This window comes from Vibrio sp. Isolate34 (genome assembly GCF_022397915.1).
In the GTDB taxonomy this organism is placed as follows: Bacteria; Pseudomonadota; Gammaproteobacteria; order Enterobacterales; family Vibrionaceae; genus Vibrio.
The window spans coordinates 66,863-85,561 of the sequence record NZ_JAKEUO010000004.1 but is presented as its reverse complement, the minus strand read 5'-3'; the positions used below and the strand labels follow the sequence as shown (position 1 = coordinate 85,561).

Here is an 18,699-nt window from a genome sequence, read left to right as displayed (position 1 = left end):
TTTAATCTTTATTCCGTATCTCTTTGTAGTTATATGTATATCCTATGCTTCTTATCACTATATTGAGTTGTTTTGGCAAAGAATCTTAAATAATTATTTTCTTAACTCTAAAATCGTTAAATCACAAACTTATAGAGGTTACTTTGAAAGTTTCAGTTATAATTCCAACAAAAAATAGAATATCACTCCTTCAAAGGGCTGTTGATAGCGTTTTAATTCAATTAAATGATCATGATGAAATAATCATTGTGGATGATGCTTCTGACTTTGATGTTAGTAGTCTTTTTCTCGATAGTAGAATAAAAGTTATACGAAATTCCTTCTCTAAGGGAGGTGCTGTGAGTCGAAATATTGGCGTAGCAGAGTCAAATAATGAATGCATCATGTTTCTGGACGATGATGATTCATGGGAAAATGGAAAAGTAAAGAAACAACTTTCATTGCTTAAGAATAAAGAAACAGTCATTGTTTTCTCTGGTAAAAAAGTCGTATGGGATACAGATCTTGATAAACCATTCAGAAATATCAAACCGGGAAGTGAAGAGTATTCTCTATCCGATATTTTGAGTTGTAATCATATTGGGTCTACGTCGTCAGTAGCTATAAGAAAAGATGACTTTATAAAAGTTAATGGTTTTGACCCTGAATTACCATGTTTCCAAGATTACGATTTGTGGATACGGCTGCTCACATTAGGTACAGCTGTATATGATGGTGAAAACAGTGTGATCTATACAGTATTTCGAAAGAAAGGAAAACAGATTAGTCGTTCAAATGATGGTAGGCATGAAATTGCGGCTTCTTATTTATTAAAGAAGTATTCACCAGGTTTGAATGATAAAGATATAAAAAAATTCAAATCAAATCTGTATCAGTTGGTGAGTAAAGCTCTAAATGTAGGAAAGCCTCTTAAGTCATTGCAATTTTCGATTGTTTCTTTTGCAATACGTCCAAGCTTAAGAGCATTGAAATTCATTTTTGGTTCATGCCTTGCACTTGTAGGATATAAACATGGCTAATTTTAATGTATTTGAACGTAAATTTGCTTCTTTATTAAGTAAAAACCCAGCTATAAAGGGAATAGCAAAAAATATATATCAGAGAGTTAACTTTTTAATTTACAAAAAGAAGTACAATTTTAAGTCTAAATTTAATCTTGATGTCATTGATGACTGCAAGAATGAAACATTTTTCGGTTATTACGACAATAATCCAAGAAAAGGAGACTTTGAACTATTTCATTCTACATCAATTCCAACGACATTAAACCCACTGGATACCTTGGGTTTGCAAGAACCATGTTTTGTTGTTGTTAAGAATGTCAAAAATGACTCTATTTTACTTAAAGTAGAAACATCGGCTTTTAATTGGCAGCAAGGTTCAAAATTACAATGGATATCTGATAGTAATATTATTTTTAATGACATTGTTGATAATTCAATCAGAGCAAAAGTTGTAAATGTTTTCACGAAAGATGAGGAAATATTAGAGCACCCTGTTTATGATTCTTATTATAACGACTTCTATTTATCGTTAGATTATCGACCATTAAGTTTCCTTCGTCCTGATTACGCATATTTTTCAAGAGAAGCTTGGGGGAATATAGATTTTAAAAATCAATCTATTATAAAAGTTAATTATAATCGTAGTAGTGAAGTTGTTATTGATCTTGTTACATTAAATAAAAAATTCCCTCTGAATTTCAACGCTGATTACTCTTCTCAGAAGTTTAATCACATTATGATTTCAAAAGACGGAGTTAATGCTGTTTTTTTACATAGAGCTTACACCAGTAATGGTGTTAGGGTTGATAGACTGTTTATAGTTAATATTAATGATCCATCAAAGCTAGATTTAATTTCTGATTCAGGAATGATTAGTCATTATTGCTGGGTTGATTCTAATACACTTCTTGCCTATATGAAGCATAATGGTATTAATGGATATTACTTTATTGAAGTTTTTAAGAAAAATTTCATAAGGGTTGATATTAGTGAATTAGATAAATATGGTGATGGACATCCAACTTATATTGGTGATGGTTTATTTATAACTGATACATACCCTGATAAGTCAAGAATGAAACATTTATTATTGGTTGACACTAATCTTAATCAGGTGAAAATGATTGCAGAGTTTTTTGAACCATTAAAATACAATAATCAAACAAGATGTGATTTACATCCTAAATGGGATCCTGAATTTAATTGCATCTATGTTGATTCAGTTCATGGTGGTTCGCGAAGGATGTATAAGGTTAATTTTAATTATGAAAAATAAAAAAATCGCAGTCGCCATGTCAGTATATAAATCTGATTTAGCTAATAATTTAAAAATATCTTTAGATAGTATTATCAATCAAGACTATGTGAACTTTCATATTATTATTCAAGTTGATGGCCCTGTGGGAGATGACGTTCACATGCTATTGAGTAATTATGAAAATTGTGACAATGTGTCCATTCATTTTAATGAATTAAATTTGGGCTTAGCTCAAAGGCTGAACGATTGTATTGAAATTGCTCTTTTAGATGAAGATATTCATTATATAGCTAGAATGGATTCGGATGATATCAGCGAGGTGGACAGGTTTCAAAAACAGGTTTCATTTCTTGAATTAAACCCTGAAGTAGATGTTTTAGGAACAGATGTTTGGGAAATATCTTCTTCTGGAGAAAAAAAATTTTATAAATCAATGGATAGTAACCATAAAAAGCTAGTAAATAAAATTATCAAAAAATGCCCATTCAATCATCCATCTGTAATGATGAAGAAATCGATATTCAAATCAGGTATCAGATATAAGTCCGAACTCATGAATACACAAGATTACTACTTATGGGTTGATTTGATTGCAGATGGTAGAGTCTTTGCTAATTTAAATGAACCGTTGCTGAATTTTAGAGTTGATGATGATTTTCATCAAAGGCGCGGATTTAAAAAAGCTATGAATGATCTTAATGCAAGAATTTATGCTTTTAAAAAGCTTAATAATCTTAATGTGTCTAATTTAATGCATACAGTTGCGTTATTTATTTTAAGGATCTCTCCACCAGTTTTAAAAAAAATCGCATATAATAGACTTAGATAAAGCGCTTTTGGTTCTTTTATATCTGTAATTAAACATTGATAAACCCCCAGCTCTGCTGGGGTGACTCGCATAGGTTTGACCGTGACAACGGTATGTGTAACTTCTTTGCTCGACCAAAAGTAAAGAGGAAACAACCTATGCGAGACTATAAGAGTCTGTCTCATACTCGATGGGATGGTAAATACCACGTGGTGTTTATCCCGAAGAAAAGACAAAAAATGATTTATGGTGCAATCAGGATTCTTGAACGCCTCAATATGAATGTCGAAGAGTGGCTGAAGCTTTCAGAAAGCTTTGGTGGTAAATTTCGCTGTGCGGTAGGCCCAAGCAAAGAGCTTTAATTTATGCGCAACATACTATGAGGGCTTGGGTATAAGGAAAATGCGCAATTCTGGCTCGTTACCTTTAATTAGCCTGCAAAGTACCTCGAATTAACTGTCACCAAGATTGCCTTGTTATATAATGAACACATGTCTAGTTTATACTTTTTATTCAAACTAATTATTACATAAACAGTTGGCTTATATATGAAAATTGCTATTGCTGGTACAGGCTACGTTGGTCTGTCTAATGCGATGCTGCTTGCACAGCATCATGAAGTCGTTGCGGTTGATATCGTGGCTTCAAAAGTAGAGATGCTTAATAACAAGCAGTCTCCGATTGTTGATACTGAAATTACCGAGTTTCTGACCAATAAATCGCTTAATTTCACCGCGACACTCGATAAAGAACTAGCATATTCAAATGCCGATTATGTTGTTATTGCTACCCCTACCGATTACGACGTAGAAACGAACTACTTTAATACCTCTTCCGTTGAAGCGGTGATTAAAGATGTGATGGCGATTAACCCAAATGCAGTGATGGTGATTAAATCGACCGTTCCTGTGGGTTATACCGCGCGCATTAAACAGGAACTAGAATGTGAAAACCTGATGTTTTCACCTGAGTTCTTGCGTGAAGGTAAAGCGTTATACGATAACCTGCACCCGTCTCGCATTGTCGTCGGTGAGCGCTCGGAACGTGCTCAAGTTTTTGCCAACCTGTTGCTAGAAGGCGCGGTGAAAAAAGACGTTGAAATCCTTTATACCGATTCAACCGAAGCTGAAGCGGTAAAGCTGTTCTCTAACACTTACTTGGCGCTTCGCGTTGCTTACTTTAATGAGCTAGATACTTACGCTGAATCTCACGGGCTAGATACGCGCCAAATTATCGATGGTGTCAGCTTAGACCCTCGCATTGGTTCTCACTACAACAACCCTTCATTTGGTTACGGTGGTTACTGCCTACCAAAAGATACTAAACAGCTGCGCGCTAACTACTCGGATGTGCCGAATAATATTATTGGTGCTATTGTAGATTCGAATACCACACGTAAAGATTTTATTGCCGATTCAATCATCAAGCGTAACCCAACGCGCGTGGGTATTTATCGTTTAGTCATGAAGTCCGGTTCAGATAACTTCCGTGCTTCAAGTATTCAAGGCATTATGAAGCGTTTGAAGGCGAAAGGCATTGAAGTGGTGGTGTTTGAACCAGAGCTGAAAGAAAAAGAGTTCTTCCGTTCATTAGTGTTAACGGATTTCGAGCAGTTTAAGTCAAGCTGTGATGTGATTGTTTCAAACCGTATGGCCCAAGAGCTGGCGGATGTAAAAGACAAAGTGTATACGCGTGATTTATTCGGTTCAGATTAAGGGAATAAGATGAAGTATTTGGTAACGGGTGCGGCGGGTTTTATCGGCAGTGCCGTAGTTGAGCAATTAACAGCGAAAGGGTATCAGGTTGTTGGTGTCGATAACCTGAATGACTACTACGATGTCGCTTTGAAAGAAGCGCGTCTAGCACGTATTCAACATGCTAATTTTAAACTGGTTCAGTTAGATATTGCCGATCGTGATGGTGTCGCTAGCTTGTTTGAAGCGGAGCAGTTTGATCAAGTGATCCACTTGGCTGCACAAGCGGGCGTTCGCTATTCTATTGAAAACCCAAATGCTTACGCCGATTCCAATTTAGTAGGGCACTTAAACATTCTAGAAGGGTGTCGTCACAATAAAGTGAAGCACTTGGTGTATGCCTCTTCGAGTTCTGTTTATGGGTTGAATGCGAAAACACCATTCGCAACGTCAGATTCGGTTGATCACCCTGTTTCATTGTATGCCGCGACCAAGAAGTCGAATGAACTCATGGCGCACAGCTATTCGCACTTATACGACATTCCAACCACAGGTCTGCGCTTCTTTACCGTGTATGGTTCGTGGGGCCGTCCAGATATGGCACCGTTTATCTTCACGAAGAAGATTCTGGATGGCGACACCATTGATATCAACAATAATGGCGATATGTGGCGTGATTTTACGCACGTAAACGATATTGTTGAAGGTGTGGTGCGCATCGCGGATGTGGTGCCTACGCGTAATAATGATTGGACAGTAGAAGCGGGTTCTCCAGCAACCAGCTCTGCGCCTTATGCGGTGTATAACATTGGTCACGGCTCACCAATCAACTTGATGGATTTCGTAAAGGCGATTGAAGACGAGTTGGGCATTGAGGCGAAGAAAAACTTTCGTGAAATGCAGCCTGGTGATGTGTATCAAACCTACGCTGACACGCAAGACTTGTTTGCCGCTACAGGCTACACGCCAAAAGTAACGGTTAAAGAAGGCGTCGCTGAGTTTATCCAGTGGTACCGCGAGTTTTACAATAAGTAACTCTCTATAGGGGCGTGCTGAAAGTGCGCCTCTAGGAAATGCCTGCATTTGTAAAAAATAACAAATTCTTATATCTATAATGTCTTAGTTCAATTTTGATGTTGAGACATTTCTTTTCGGTATTTCCAATTTCATTCCATTCGAAATGTTTTATATATCAGTAATTTAATAAAAAATAAGAATTTAAATAATGATCAAACACTGCTTATTCCCCGCAGCCGGTTATGGCACGCGCTTTTTACCTGCGACTAAATCCATGCCAAAAGAAATGATGCCTATCGTTAACAAGCCGCTGATTGAATATGGCGTTGACGAGGCGATTCAAGCGGGCATGACCAGCATGGCTGTTGTTACTGGCCGTGGTAAAAGCTCGTTAATGGATCACTTTGATAAGAACTACGAGCTTGAGCACCAAATTCAAGGCACCAATAAAGAGCCGTTGCTAGACGATATTCGTTCATTGATCGACTCCGCCCAATACACCTTTATTCGTCAACGCGAAATGAAAGGGCTAGGGCATGCCATTTTAACAGGCAAAGAACTGGTGGGTGATAACCCATTTGCGGTTGTTTTGGCTGATGACCTTTGCATTAATGATGACAAAGGCGTGTTAGCACAAATGGCCGCTTTGTATCGCCAGTTCCGTTGCTCTATTGTCGCGGTAGAAGAAGTACCAGAATCTGAAACGCACAAGTACGGTGTGATTGCCGGTGAACACTTAAGTGATGATCTGATTCGAATTACCGATATGGTTGAAAAGCCTGAGCAAGGTACTGCACCAAGTAATCTTGCGATTATTGGTCGTTATATCTTAACGCCAGACATCTTCGATATTTTGGAAGAAACACAGCCGGGTAAAGGCGGTGAAATCCAAATTACAGATGCGCTTTTAGAACAAGCCAAAAATGGTTGTGTGATTGCGTATAAGTTTAAAGGTAAACGTTTTGACTGTGGCAGCGTCGATGGATACATCGAGGCGACGAACTACTGTTATCAAAACGTCTACCTCAAAGGCAACAAAGCCGAAATGGATAAAACAGCAACTGAAAAGGTGTAGTGAATCCAAATTTGATGAATCGCGATGGCAGTTCTTATTGTCGTCACTTCATTGTTCTACTGAATTACCTTTATCTAAGAACCCAAAGGGCTTAAACCAATGTCGCTGTTTGATTACCTTATCGAACTCTCTATGTTCTTCTTTCTTGCCCTTGCGGTGTTGTATTGTATGCGTAAAGTCGGCTACGCCATTGGCCTAGTGGATAAACCGAATGCCAGAAAACATCATGAGGGTGTGGTCCCTCTAGTGGGCGGTATATCGCTTTGCATTACTTTGTTGTACTTCTTTTACGTGAGCGCTTCAGAAATCAATAACATAGAGATAATCGCGACGTGCTTAACGATACTGGTGTTGATTGGGGTGGCTGACGACCGTTTTGACATTAGTTTTAAGCTTCGCATGGGCGTGCAAGCTGTCTTAACGCTCATTGTTATGCACCACACGGGGTTGTCGCTCTCTCATGTAGGTAACGTGTTTGGATTAGGCGTGGTGCAGTTCCCTATGGTCATCGATAGCGTTGTTACTGTACTGGCTGTTATTGGTGCTATTAATGCGTTCAACATGGTGGATGGTATCGATGGGCTACTGGGCGGCTTAAGCATAGTGGTGTTTGCATCGTTAGGTGTGGTGTTCTTCGCTCATGGTCTTGAATTCTATACCTTCTTTATGGCCGTGATGGTAGTGATCTTACTTCCTTTTGTGCTGTTTAATTTGGGGTATTTTGGCAAACTGCGTAAAGTGTTTATGGGCGATGCCGGTAGCATGATGATCGGCTTCATTGTCATCTGGATTTTAATTCGAGGTACGCAGCCTGAACACGGTCATTACATGATTCGACCAGTGGCGGCCCTATGGTTAATCGCTGTACCTTTGATTGATATGATGGCCATTATGATCCGTCGCATTCGAAAAGGGCATTCTCCGTTCCAACCTGACCGAGAGCATTTTCACCACATTATGCAGCGCATTGGTTTTACACCTCGTGAATCTTTAATGGTGATCTGCTTGGTGCAATTGGTCTATTCAACGCTCGGCTTATTAGGAGAGTACTTCCAAGTACCGGAATACATGATGTTCTACACCATTGTGGTGTGTTTCTTACTCCATACTTACGCGATGACACACTCATTTAAGATGGCAAAAATAGTTAGAAAGTGGAAGAAGCTAGAAAGTTAAAAGCTAAAGGCAGCTAAAACACGGTAAATTTAGAAAGGGCCCAACCTCACTGTGAGGTTGGGCCCTTTTGTTTTTAGTCAGTGTCCCGTCCTGAAATGTGTTTACACATTGAGGACTAATGATGACCATTCCAAATAAACACTACGTTAAGCGCACTCAGCGTGATTACACACTAGGCTTTAAATTGCAGGTTGTAGACGCCATCGAAAAAGGCGACATGACCTATAAACAAGCCCAATCAATTTACGGCATACAAGGTCGTTCGACTGTTCTTACTTGGTTAAGAAAGCATGGCAAAATGGATTGGACTACCAATCCAAGGTAGAGCACGATGCCTAAATCACCGAGAGTGAATGAAACGCCGGCCCAAAAAATAAAACGACTTGAACAAGAGCTAGAAGATGAACGTCTCAGATGCCTTCTTCTCAATAGGGTTGTTGATATTCTTGATGCTGAGCACGGGATGTCGCTAAGAAAAAAGTATATAGCGAAGGAGCAAGAAGCCTTCAAAAAGAGAAAAAAGTAAGCTTAAGTAAAGCTTGCTCATTGCTCAATATATCTCGTCAGTGTGTCTATCAGAGAGAAAAGCGTGAGACCACTCGTCAGGCTGAGCTTGCTCCTGTGAAAGAGATGGTGCTTGAACTAAGACGGTTCATGCCTCGGCTGGGAGCTCGTAAGCTCTATTTCTTACTGAAGCCGAAGTTGATAGCTAAGGGAATAAAACTTGGCCGTGATGCTTTGTTCAATTACCTCAGAGAACATTGGTCATGGTTCACCAATCAACCTGATGGATTTCGTAAAGGCGATTGAAGACGAGCTGGGCATTGAGGCGAAGAAAAACTTCCGCGAGATGCAGCCTGGTGACGTGTACCAAACTTATGCCGATACACAAGACTTGTTTACCGCAACGGGTTACACGCCGAAAGTAACGGTTAAAGAAGGTGTGGCTGAGTTTATTCAGTGGTACCGCGAGTTCTACAACAAGTAGAATAAGTTAAAGTTGGGTACTTGATTAGAGTATCGATAATATTGCTTATTGCTTATTGCTTATTGCTTATTGCTTATTGCTTATTGCTTATTGCTTATTGCTTATTGCTTATTGCTTATTAACGTTGTCGTTGTCGTTGTCGTTGTCGTTGACGAGTAGATTAAAATGGCCAAGTTCATAACCTGAACTTGGCCATTTTTGTTTGGGGTCTTGATTGAGTTTTACTCAAACATCAGCAGAGGGAGCCTCTGCTGATGTTTATAGAGCCGTATTATTACTGACGGCTGCTCCACTTCTGGTAAAGTGAGTTAGCCAGATCTTCGTTTTTCACCATCACGTGAGCGATGTATGGGTTTTCTGTTTTGTTAACCAGCAGAACCATGCTGTCGTTGCCCACAGCTGGCGTCACGTTCCAGTCACTACCATCATCATAAATGCCTGAAATAGATAGGCTTCCCTCGATAAGGTCCCAAGTTTTATCGGTAAAGGTTTCATTGCCTTCAACAATAACCATAGTGCCATCATCGTTAAACGTCATCTTAGACATTGTGACGTCGGGTGTTGTTGTACTGCCTGCATCATCAAACAATACGTAGTAAGTTTGATTGATAATATCATCTTGAGAGAAGGCCGCTAATGCATCTAATCGAGTTGTGAATGCAATCATGTCACCATCGTTGGTTACATTCAGGTAGAACTCTTCACTGTTACCAGACAAAGTATCTTTACCGTAATAAATAATGCTTTCTTTTATTGTTTCTCCGTTGTCTACAGTAGAAAATCCATCGTAGCTGAATGTTGCTGTGCCTTTGAATGTTTCGTCATGCTTATCATTGTGGAATGTGTAACTAACGCTGCCATCTTCATTAGCTTCAGCTTCAAAACCGATGGTTGAGACACCTTCAATTTTTGCATAAGTACTGTTCGTATTCATGCCGTAATAGACGTTATCCAGCATCATGGATTGCAATGTGCCCGTTGGCATTTCTTCTGTTGATGCTTGATTGCTGTCATCAAGTTTGATCAGTTTGCTATCTAAGCTGGATTTATCACTCGCATTATTAAACGCATCGTCCACGGCACTTTTTATAGCGAGAACCTTTTCTTCAAAGCCTGCAGTATCGATGGAATCAAGGGAGTCGACCGTTTGCGTGATTGAACGAGCGGCTAAGTGCACTTTGCTCGCGGTTTCTTTTGTTGCTTGGTCAGCGTTACTCTTACTTGCAATGTAGTCTGATGAAATCATGCTGACATCCATTTGCAGTTCTGCTGCCACTTCATCAAGCGTTTTTCCTGTTTTAACCGCGTAGGTAGAGAAAGGCGTCACAACAGCGCTGCCTTTTTCCGCAATTAATTCTACGTTACTGGTTAAGGTTCCCGCAGTATCGGTATCAAAAGTTTGGCCAGCGATGGCTTTGATAATGATTGGGTAATCTTTATCGTCACTTTCTACAGTGAATGTTCCATTTTCCCCAGTAGTGCCAAGCATTTTATCTGAATCTGATAGAGTGCCGTTTTGGTCAATATCTGCGTAGACTTCAGCGTTAACTAAGTAACCATCAATAGCCTGCAGGGTATAAGCCCCACTAGCTGAACTTGAATCGCTAGTATCAGTTGAAGAACTATCAGAGTTGCAGCCTGCTAGCGCTAATGCAATTGTTGAAGCTAAAATTGAAATTTTTAGCAAGTTCCTTTTCTTTTTCATGTATAGACAACCGTTGTTATGTGTTTGATGTATGTGCAATTATTATCTATTGCTGGCTAATTTATACATTAATCTTATCAATGGTTAAAGTGCTACCTATTTGATATCTTCCAAACTTTCTCGTTTTCGTGATTGTTGTGACAACTGACTTGAAAAGGCCCGGTTCGCTCATCCCACCAACCACAGGATGACGCGCTGATCTTACTCTCGATTAGGTGTATGTATCGGTCAAAATATGGCATTCTCATTAACACGGTTTAAAAAGGACACATGGATAGTAGGATATGGATACCAACTCGCATCAACTCTCTTTACGCACTATTGAGCCATCAGACTACGTTGAGCTCGCGGCATTAATGGATCTCGTCTTTCCTGATGTTGGGGGAGCGTGGCCACGCTTGACCATCCTGGATCTGATTCATCAGTTTCCTGATGGGCAAATTTGTATTGAAGATAACGGCAAGATCATCGGCGCCGCTTTGACGATTAAAGTGAATTACAACCGCTTTTCTCTCCCTCACCTTTATACGGACATCATCACGGAAAACAACGTGATTCAGAATCAAGTGACAGGCGATGCCATGTATGGTTTGGATGTTTTTGTACACCCCGATTACCGAGGGCTTCGTTTGGGTCGCCGTTTGTATAATGCTCGTAAAGAACTGTGCCGGAGCAAAAACTTTAAAGCCATATTAGCGGGCGGTCGCATTCCTCATTATCACGAACATGCGAATGAGCTGAGCGTGGCGGAATACATTGACAAAGTAAAACGTCGTGAACTTCATGATCCCATTTTGTCGTTTCAGTTAGCGAATGATTTCGATGTGAAACGAATTATGCGCGGCTATCTACCCGAAGACGACGCGTCCAAAGGGTATGCCACGCTGCTGGAGTGGGATAACTTTTTCTATGAGGAAGACATTCAATCGGTTCACGATGTAGAGAAAAATCTGATCCGCATTGGCGTGGTGCAATGGCAAATGCGTGCCATGAACGATTTAGAAGATTTGCTCGATCAAGCGGAGTTCTTTATTTCTTCTCTGGCCAATTACCAAGCTGACTTCGCGCTTTTCCCTGAATTTTTTAACGCGCCACTTATGGGGCTGAAAAAGGAACAAAACTCGGTCGAGGCCATCCGTTTTCTCGCCGGCTTCACAGAAGAAATAAAATCGCGCTTTTCCCAATTGGCCGTGACCTACAACATCAATATCATCGCCGGTAGTATGCCGATTATTGAAGAGGACGGTAAGTTGTATAACGTCGCTTACCTACTGCAGCGTGACGGGAGCATTAATGCTCAGTACAAAATCCACATCACGCCTCATGAACAAAGAGACTGGGTGATTGATGGTGGCGACAAAGTACAGGTGTTTGATACGGATGCGGGTAAAGTGGGCATACTCATTTGTTACGACAGCGAGTTCCCGGAGCTGGGTCGAATGATGGCGGAGCAGGGCGCACAAATTGTGTTTGTACCGTTTTGGACGGATACCAAAAATGGTTATCAGCGCGTGCGTATTTGTTCGCAATCGCGAGCGATCGAGAATGAATGTTATGTGGCGATTGGTGGCAGTGTTGGCAACCTACCTCGCGTCGATAATGTCGATATTCAATATGCGCAGTCTGCGGTGTTCTCACCCTCAGACATTTATTTCCCGCACGATGCAACGTTGACAGAAGCCAGTGCCAATACCGAAATGATTATTTTTGCTGATGTCGATTTAACGAAGCTTAAGCAGCTTAATATGGAAGGCTCGGTGACTAACTTGCGCCACCGTCGACTTGATTTATACGGTGGCTTTACGAAGGAAAGCAAGGCTCAATAGCTTAGGTGTATGTAGATTAAGGTGTATGTAGATTAAGGTGTATGTAGGGCAAGGTTTATATCGCTTAAGGTTTATGTAGCTTAGGTTTATACAGGGCAAGGTTTATGCAGGCTAAGATTTAAATAGACAAAGGTTTATGTAAATTAGCGGTTGTGAATGCTCAGGTGATATGGCTAAAAACTAAAGCGGCTCCAGACAGGCCGGAGCCGCTCAATTGAATATCGACAGTGACGTAAGCGTTTTATAACCACACAAGGTTTATAGTCGCAGCCCAAGCTTGCTTGTCACGCGCGCCTGTATTCTTGTCACGAACGACTGTAGCTTCAAATAGCCCTACTCGTGAAGAATATTTAATACACTTTTTCGGGAAGGTTACGACAGCGTCTAACCCAACTGGTAATACGCCAAACATAACTCATCGCGACGGTATAAGAAGCAAAGCAAACCAGAAATAAGATGAACATGGTTGATTCAGCGATTTCTAGAAATTCACCGTAGATACCAAACCCTGCAAAGCTGCTGGCAATGGCACAAATAATGGCGAGGGTTTGGCGAGGTGTACAACCCAGGCGTTGGAATATGTGGTGTAAGTGTTCTCTGTCGGGCTTGAATGGCGATACGCCACGTCTTACTCGTCTGAACATGATCGCGGCCATATCCATAAGCGGCACTGCAATTAACCATAAGGCGGTAATAGGGCGCATCAGTGATTCTGATGGATCTTGACTTGCGCCGAGCAGTAACCAAATAACGGTAAAGCCAATCATCATGCTGCCCGCATCGCCCATAAAGACTTTACGTTCTCGCCCAAGAATACCGAGGTTCATTAAGATATAAGGAATAATCGCAACAATAAACACCACGCACAAGTACGCTAAGCCATACTGGCTGTCGACTTGCAGTAATATCGCAATAGCACCCAGAGTCACAATAGCAAGCCCACCGAGCAAACCATCAATACCGTCCACCATATTAAAGGCATTGATTGCGCCGATCACCGCTAGAATAGTGATGACTGGGCTAAGAAAACCCAAATGCAAATCACCAAGCCCGAAAAGGTTACCGATGTTTTCCAATCGAAGATCGGCAAAGTACATCATGCAAATGGAGAGAATGGCTTGAACAATAAGGCGGATCTTGAAACTGATATCGAATTTGTCATCAAGGGCACCGATAACAATCAGCGCTGCGATAGAGGCCAAAAAGACCTCACTATGCGGGATGACATCTGGGTGGGTAACGAGATACTGGCTGATCGATAAGCTGATCGCAATGCCTCCGACAAGTGGGATTGCGCCGTTATGCAACTTCCTCTCATTGGGTTTATCGACTAAACCTACCGCTTTAGCGACTTTTCGCATCAAAAAGAGTGAGGAAAAGGAGAAGAAGCCAACAAATGATAGCTCTAATAACATAATGAACTCTAGCCAGTTTTTATGATAATTTTATTTGCGTGTATATTACGTTAAAGTCATTGGTGTGTACACTCAGTTGAGTATGTTTTGTCCATTGTGTCTTGAGTGTGAGATTAGGTTTTAATATGTAATTTAATGTAGCCAGAGAATGGTAGGTGCGACGTGTTGCGTAGTCTGGTTTCTAATGCTGTATCGAAGTCTTAAATACAAAATGACATTTTTTTTCACATCCGATCCGCCTACCTGCGCCCTTTCTTGATCTTCCACTACAGTTTTGACTGTAAACTGTAGTAAAATTACGCTAATTTGTTTTTATACCGATTTATTTTGAATTGAACGAGGTCAGTCCTATGTCAGCTAAGAAGCCAATGGCTCTAGTGATCCTTGACGGTTACGGTTACCGTGAAGACAACCAAGACAACGCTATCGCGAACGCTAAAACACCAGTAATCGACGGTCTTATTGCTAACCAACCTAACACGCTAATCTCTGCTTCTGGCTTAGATGTAGGCCTACCTGATGGCCAAATGGGTAACTCTGAAGTGGGTCACACCAACATCGGTGCCGGTCGCGTGGTATACCAAGATCTTACTCGTATTACTAAGTCAATTTCAGACGGCGAGTTCGGCCAAACTGAAACGCTAGTGAACGCTATCGATAAAGCGGTGAAAGCTGAGAAAGCGGTTCACATCATGGGTCTTATGTCTCCAGGTGGCGTTCACTCTCATGAAGATCACATCTACGCAGCGGTTGAAATGGCAGCAGAGCGTGGCGCAGAGAAAATCTACCTACACGCTTTCCTAGACGGTCGTGATACACCACCACGTAGCGCAGAAAACACACTGGCACGTTTCCAAGCGCTATTCGCTAAGCTAGGCAAAGGCCGTGTGGCTTCGCTTATTGGTCGTTACTACGCAATGGACCGTGATAACAACTGGGATCGCGTTCAAGAATCTTACGACCTGCTGACTCAAGCAAAAGCAGAGTTCACGTTCGACACGGCGGTTGCTGGCCTAGAAGCGGCTTACGCTCGTGATGAAAACGATGAGTTCGTTAAAGCGACGGAAATCAAAGCAGAAGGCGAAGAGTCTGCCGCTATCGTTGATGGCGATGCAGTTATCTTCATGAACTACCGTGCTGACCGTGCTCGTGAGATCACGCGTGCATTCGTGCCTGATTTTGACGGTTTTGAGCGCAGTGTATTCCCAGCGATCGATTTCGTGATGCTGACTCAATACGCAGCAGACATCCCACTTCTATGTGCATTCCCACCGGCTTCTCTAGAGAACACTTACGGTGAATGGCTATCGAAAGAAGGCAAAACGCAGCTACGTATCTCTGAAACAGAGAAATACGCGCACGTGACTTTCTTCTTCAATGGCGGTATCGAAGACGAGTTTGAAGGCGAAGAGCGTCAGCTTGTTGCTTCTCCAAAAGTAGCGACTTATGACCTACAACCTGAAATGAGCGCACCAGAGCTGACTGAAAAGCTAGTTGCAGCAATCAAAGGCGGTAAATACGACGCTATCGTTTGTAACTTCCCTAACTGTGACATGGTTGGCCATACGGGCGTTTACGATGCAGCGGTTAAAGCAGTAGAGTCTCTAGATGAGTGTCTTGGTAAAGTAGTTGAAGCAATCAAAGAAGCCGATGGCCAACTGCTTATCACAGCAGACCACGGTAACGCGGAAATGATGGTAAACCCAGAAACGGGCGGCATCCACACAGCGCACACTAACCTACCAGTGCCACTTATCTATGTGGGTAACAAAGACGTTGAGTTTAAAGAAGGCGGTAAGCTGTCTGACCTAGCACCAACGATGCTTTCTCTATCTGGTATCGCAATCCCGGCTGAAATGTCAGGTGACGTGCTCGTTAAGTAGTTAAATAGTTGTTTGGCTCAGCGGTTCACGTTGAGCTTTAACGATTTTGAAAGCCCGCACTTTAAAGTGCGGGCTTTTTTTAGATGCGAGATACGGGTAAACGGGATTCGAAGAGCTAAACGTTATTTGTAGAGTATGCAGTGTTGAATGAGCAGTTGTTCTAAGTTTTGTTTTTGCAATGCGATCACATCTACAATTACTCTCGTTTCTTTCGGATGAGCTGTCGGTAACGTTCGGTAGATAATACGAAAACTATCGAGGTGAAATTCGCGAAAGTTTTTCACTCCGAGTTCTAGTAGAGAAGGGGCAATGTTTGCAGCATGAGGGTTATCAGAGACTAAGGCTTCAAATCGGTCGAGAAGAGCTTCTATGCGTTCAATGACAGACTCATCACTCGAATAATCACTTAAGTAATTAATTAAAGCATCAAGTAATTGTTCAAAGGTGTCTGTGTACTCGATGGTGGGCATATTATTGAACCGATTGTTTACGCTTTGCCAGTTTATCTCGAATCTGAGAGCTGGAGTTTACTCGGCCATATTTTTCATCATCAATAGAAAACGACAATAGTTTCATTAGCGCTATAGCTTCATCTCTACGCTTTCGATCTTCATAAGATTCAATCGTATAAGCGGGTTTACCATTTTGAGTAATGGTCATAGGCTCTGATAAATCGAGGTTAGCCGCGTGCTTTTTTAAGTAACTTATCGTTTCAGTGGACATTATCATTATCTCTTAATGTAGAAGTTTAAATGTAGACTATATTTAGTCTGATGACAACGGCACTTCTTGATGGTGAACTTTTATATTATCGATCTAGCGTGATAAGGCTTATTGCGTTCTATCTATAACCGAACGCTCAAAGTCGAGTAACCACTCTTTGCGGTTCATGCCGCCGGTGTAGCCAGTTAATGTCCCATTTGCACCAATCACTCGGTGACATGGGACTACGATGCTAAACGGGTTCTTGCCGTTCGCACCACCCACTGCTCTTACTGCTTTTGGGTTATCCATTCTTTTCGCTTGTTCACCGTAACTAATGGTTTCGCCATAAGGAATAGAAGTGAGAGCCCGCCAAGCTGATTTTTGAAAGTCCGTGCCTTTTGTCGCTCTCAATGGCAAATCAAATTCAGTTCGTTGACCAGCAAAATACTCGTCTAGCTGGCGAGATACCTTGAGGCATAATTCATCGGGATTGCAATCAATCGTCTCATCGTGGTTCACATGGTCGATTTCTATAATCGATACGCCATCACTAACAATGATCATCTTACCAATCGGCGCTTCGTAGAGCATTTTGTATGTGGTGTCTTCCATGTGATATTCCTTCTTCTGGTCTTTTATCTGCTGTTACTTTTTATCCTTTCGCATCTCGGTTACTCGCATCCTGCATCTGCTTTAACCCTTATACGAAGCGCAAACAAGTACCCTGAAATACCGCCCATGACGTTTCCTAGCGCTAAGCCGATAAACAGCCCTTCGACACCATCAATTTGGCTGCCTATCCAAGCGAACGGTAGTGTGAATACAAACAGGCGCATGAAGCTCCATTGAAAGGCTTTGAGTGGTTGGTGCATCGCATTCATGGCACTGATCAGCATCATTACAATGCCTTGGAATCCATAGCTAAACGGGACAACTAACAGGTAATGCCACAAGATGCCTCGTACGGATTCTTCTTGAGAAAAGAGGGCAGCCAAAGGGATGCTCAATGGCACCATCATTAAGAAAATCAAACCTTGAAATAAGACAGCAAAACGCATGCTTAAGAACAGCGCTTTAAAACTGCGTTGTGGATTATCAGCGCCAAAGTTTTGCGCCATGAAAGGCGTGAGAGCCGAGGTCAGAGACATCAACACGATGATCAAAATGGATTCAATACGTTGGGCAGCGCCGTATGCCGCCACGGCTTCTGTCCCTTGTTTGGCTAACATCATCATGATAATGGCGCCAGCAAGTGGATTCAGGGCATTGGAAAGTGCAGCTGGAGTACCGATGGTTAAGATCTGTTTCCAGTCAGTGATGATGCTTTTTAGTTTGGGTGGAGCAAGCAGCTTTTCTCGAATGGTTAACACATACAGTGAACCACACAAGGCACCAAACCAACTGAATCCGCTAGCAATGGCTGCACCTTGAATTCCTAGTTCAGGAAAAGGCCCGTAACCGAAGATCAGCAGCGGGTCGAGAATGCCATTAATCAGGCCGGCCAGCATCATGATCTTAGCGGGGGTTTTGGTATCACCACTCGCTCGTATTGCGCTGTTGCCTGCCATTGGAATCACAAGTAGTGGTATCGCTAAATACCAGACTGTCATGTATTCGGATATCAGTGGCAGTAACTCAGGTTCAGCTCCCAACAGTGTAAACATAGGCTCTAGGGTTGTAAGCCCCAGTGTTGATGCAAAACCAACAAGAAGCACCGCAAGCAATAAGCCGTGGCAAGTAAAACGAGCCGCATTTTGCGCATTGCCTTGGCCCAATAACCTTCCAATACATGTCGACAAGCCAATGCCTATACCCATGGTAATGCAGTTGATGGCGAAGGTGACTGGAAAGGTGAAGCTTACGGCAGCAAGAGCTTGTGTGCCGAGCAATGAGATAAAGAAGGTATCAACAAGATTAAACATCAAGATCGCGACCATACCGAAGATAGTCGGTATGGTCATCGTGCGTAGAGTGTCTGCTATCGGGGCTGTAAGAAGCCCGTGTTTATCTTGCATGTAAAACGCCGATATAATCTAAAAGCGTAGGATAAACAGATGTGGGATACGAGTAAACGAAAAGCAGGGAAAGATGAGGGGTGAGAATCTGCACTTTAACTCACAATTTTTTCCTTTCCCCCTTGGGATT

At 41.8% G+C, this 18,699-nt stretch carries 15 protein-coding genes and 3 pseudogenes; 12 read left to right on the top strand and 6 right to left on the bottom strand.

What is annotated here, in order from left to right; translation table 11 throughout:
* The first annotated feature begins 143 nt into the window (after positions 1–143).
* The 10 genes and pseudogenes from L1D22_RS06245 to L1D22_RS06200 form a co-directional block, all read left to right on the top strand.
* Complete coding sequence (locus tag L1D22_RS06245) at positions 144–1,019, top strand: glycosyltransferase family A protein (protein WP_239829084.1); 876 nt, start codon at positions 144–146, stop codon at positions 1,017–1,019.
* Entirely contained in the window at positions 1,012–2,280 is a 1,269-nt protein-coding gene (locus L1D22_RS06240) for a hypothetical protein (RefSeq protein ID WP_239829083.1), read from the top strand. The genes L1D22_RS06245 and L1D22_RS06240 overlap by 8 nt, the downstream gene beginning before the upstream one ends.
* Positions 2,270–3,091 carry a glycosyltransferase gene (locus L1D22_RS06235; protein WP_239829082.1) on the top strand — a complete coding sequence of 274 codons (822 nt, stop codon included), beginning with the start codon at positions 2,270–2,272 and terminating at the stop codon, positions 3,089–3,091. The genes L1D22_RS06240 and L1D22_RS06235 overlap by 11 nt, the downstream gene beginning before the upstream one ends.
* 137 nt (positions 3,092–3,228) lie before the next feature.
* Positions 3,229–3,330: pseudogene (locus L1D22_RS06230) on the top strand (IS200/IS605 family transposase); the annotation flags it as partial.
* A 288-nt stretch (positions 3,331–3,618) separates the two neighbouring features.
* Positions 3,619–4,785 carry a nucleotide sugar dehydrogenase gene (locus tag L1D22_RS06225; protein WP_239829081.1) on the top strand — a complete coding sequence of 389 codons (1,167 nt, stop codon included), beginning with the start codon at positions 3,619–3,621 and terminating at the stop codon, positions 4,783–4,785.
* 9 nt (positions 4,786–4,794) lie between these two features.
* Positions 4,795–5,799: an NAD-dependent epimerase gene (locus tag L1D22_RS06220; protein ID WP_239829080.1), complete on the top strand. Its 1,005-nt coding sequence runs from the start codon at positions 4,795–4,797 to the stop codon at positions 5,797–5,799.
* A gap of 190 nt (positions 5,800–5,989) precedes the next feature.
* The gene (galU, locus tag L1D22_RS06215) at positions 5,990–6,856 is read left to right on the top strand and encodes a UTP--glucose-1-phosphate uridylyltransferase GalU (RefSeq protein ID WP_102298291.1); all 867 of its coding nucleotides are present in this window, start codon (positions 5,990–5,992) and stop codon (positions 6,854–6,856) included.
* Positions 6,857–6,955: 99 nt separating this feature from the next.
* Complete coding sequence (wecA, locus tag L1D22_RS06210) at positions 6,956–8,032, top strand: UDP-N-acetylglucosamine--undecaprenyl-phosphate N-acetylglucosaminephosphotransferase (RefSeq protein WP_239829079.1); 1,077 nt, start codon at positions 6,956–6,958, stop codon at positions 8,030–8,032.
* 118 nt (positions 8,033–8,150) lie between these two features.
* A pseudogene (locus L1D22_RS06205) lies at positions 8,151–8,788 on the top strand (IS3 family transposase); the annotation flags it as partial.
* Position 8,789: 1 nt separating this feature from the next.
* Positions 8,790–9,020, top strand: a pseudogene (locus L1D22_RS06200) (protein CapI); the annotation flags it as partial.
* Between the two features lie 274 nt (positions 9,021–9,294).
* Here L1D22_RS06200 and L1D22_RS06195 read toward each other — a convergent pair.
* Positions 9,295–10,707: a hypothetical protein gene (locus L1D22_RS06195; protein ID WP_239829078.1), complete on the bottom strand. Its 1,413-nt coding sequence runs from the start codon at positions 10,705–10,707 to the stop codon at positions 9,295–9,297.
* A 302-nt stretch (positions 10,708–11,009) separates the two neighbouring features.
* On the opposite strand from L1D22_RS06195, the gene L1D22_RS06190 reads away from it, so the two are divergent.
* Positions 11,010–12,551 carry a bifunctional GNAT family N-acetyltransferase/carbon-nitrogen hydrolase family protein gene (locus L1D22_RS06190; RefSeq protein ID WP_239829077.1) on the top strand — a complete coding sequence of 514 codons (1,542 nt, stop codon included), beginning with the start codon at positions 11,010–11,012 and terminating at the stop codon, positions 12,549–12,551.
* A 350-nt stretch (positions 12,552–12,901) separates the two neighbouring features.
* Here L1D22_RS06190 and wecA (L1D22_RS06185) read toward each other — a convergent pair whose 3' ends face one another.
* Entirely contained in the window at positions 12,902–13,966 is a 1,065-nt protein-coding gene (gene wecA / locus L1D22_RS06185) for a UDP-N-acetylglucosamine--undecaprenyl-phosphate N-acetylglucosaminephosphotransferase (RefSeq protein WP_239829076.1), read from the bottom strand.
* A gap of 350 nt (positions 13,967–14,316) precedes the next feature.
* On the opposite strand from wecA (L1D22_RS06185), the gene gpmM reads away from it, so the two are divergent.
* On the top strand, positions 14,317–15,849 hold the full coding sequence (gpmM, locus tag L1D22_RS06180) for a 2,3-bisphosphoglycerate-independent phosphoglycerate mutase (protein ID WP_239829075.1): 1,533 nt from the start codon (positions 14,317–14,319) through the stop codon (positions 15,847–15,849).
* Positions 15,850–15,971: 122 nt separating this feature from the next.
* Here gpmM and L1D22_RS06175 read toward each other — a convergent pair whose 3' ends face one another.
* From L1D22_RS06175 to L1D22_RS06160, 4 genes are all read right to left on the bottom strand, one after another.
* On the bottom strand, positions 15,972–16,319 hold the full coding sequence (locus L1D22_RS06175; protein ID WP_239829074.1) for a type II toxin-antitoxin system RelE/ParE family toxin: 348 nt from the start codon (positions 16,317–16,319) through the stop codon (positions 15,972–15,974).
* A 1-nt stretch (position 16,320) separates the two neighbouring features.
* On the bottom strand, positions 16,321–16,572 hold the full coding sequence (locus tag L1D22_RS06170; RefSeq protein ID WP_048663206.1) for a type II toxin-antitoxin system Phd/YefM family antitoxin: 252 nt from the start codon (positions 16,570–16,572) through the stop codon (positions 16,321–16,323).
* Between the two features lie 108 nt (positions 16,573–16,680).
* Entirely contained in the window at positions 16,681–17,166 is a 486-nt protein-coding gene (locus L1D22_RS06165; protein ID WP_239829073.1) for a methylated-DNA--[protein]-cysteine S-methyltransferase, read from the bottom strand.
* A gap of 59 nt (positions 17,167–17,225) precedes the next feature.
* Entirely contained in the window at positions 17,226–18,569 is a 1,344-nt protein-coding gene (locus L1D22_RS06160) for an MATE family efflux transporter (protein WP_239829072.1), read from the bottom strand.
* Positions 18,570–18,699: the final 130 nt, after the last annotated feature.

Bases quoted from the DNA above. Each gene is read 5' to 3' on its own strand.
- L1D22_RS06240 (WP_239829083.1), top strand. From the start codon at position 1,012: ATGGCTAATTTTAATGTATTTGAACGTAAATTTGCTTCTTTATTAAGT.
- L1D22_RS06235 (WP_239829082.1), top strand. From the start codon at position 2,270: ATGAAAAATAAAAAAATCGCAGTCGCCATGTCAGTATATAAATCTGAT.
- L1D22_RS06225 (WP_239829081.1), top strand. From the start codon at position 3,619: ATGAAAATTGCTATTGCTGGTACAGGCTACGTTGGTCTGTCTAATGCG.
- L1D22_RS06220 (WP_239829080.1), top strand. From the start codon at position 4,795: ATGAAGTATTTGGTAACGGGTGCGGCGGGTTTTATCGGCAGTGCCGTA.
- galU (WP_102298291.1), top strand. From the start codon at position 5,990: ATGATCAAACACTGCTTATTCCCCGCAGCCGGTTATGGCACGCGCTTT.
- wecA (WP_239829079.1), top strand. From the start codon at position 6,956: ATGTCGCTGTTTGATTACCTTATCGAACTCTCTATGTTCTTCTTTCTT.
- L1D22_RS06190 (WP_239829077.1), top strand. From the start codon at position 11,010: ATGGATACCAACTCGCATCAACTCTCTTTACGCACTATTGAGCCATCA.
- wecA (WP_239829076.1), bottom strand. From the start codon at position 13,966: ATGTTATTAGAGCTATCATTTGTTGGCTTCTTCTCCTTTTCCTCACTC.
- gpmM (WP_239829075.1), top strand. From the start codon at position 14,317: ATGTCAGCTAAGAAGCCAATGGCTCTAGTGATCCTTGACGGTTACGGT.
- L1D22_RS06175 (WP_239829074.1), bottom strand. From the start codon at position 16,319: ATGCCCACCATCGAGTACACAGACACCTTTGAACAATTACTTGATGCT.
- L1D22_RS06170 (WP_048663206.1), bottom strand. From the start codon at position 16,572: ATGTCCACTGAAACGATAAGTTACTTAAAAAAGCACGCGGCTAACCTC.
- L1D22_RS06165 (WP_239829073.1), bottom strand. From the start codon at position 17,166: ATGGAAGACACCACATACAAAATGCTCTACGAAGCGCCGATTGGTAAG.
- L1D22_RS06160 (WP_239829072.1), bottom strand. From the start codon at position 18,569: ATGCAAGATAAACACGGGCTTCTTACAGCCCCGATAGCAGACACTCTA.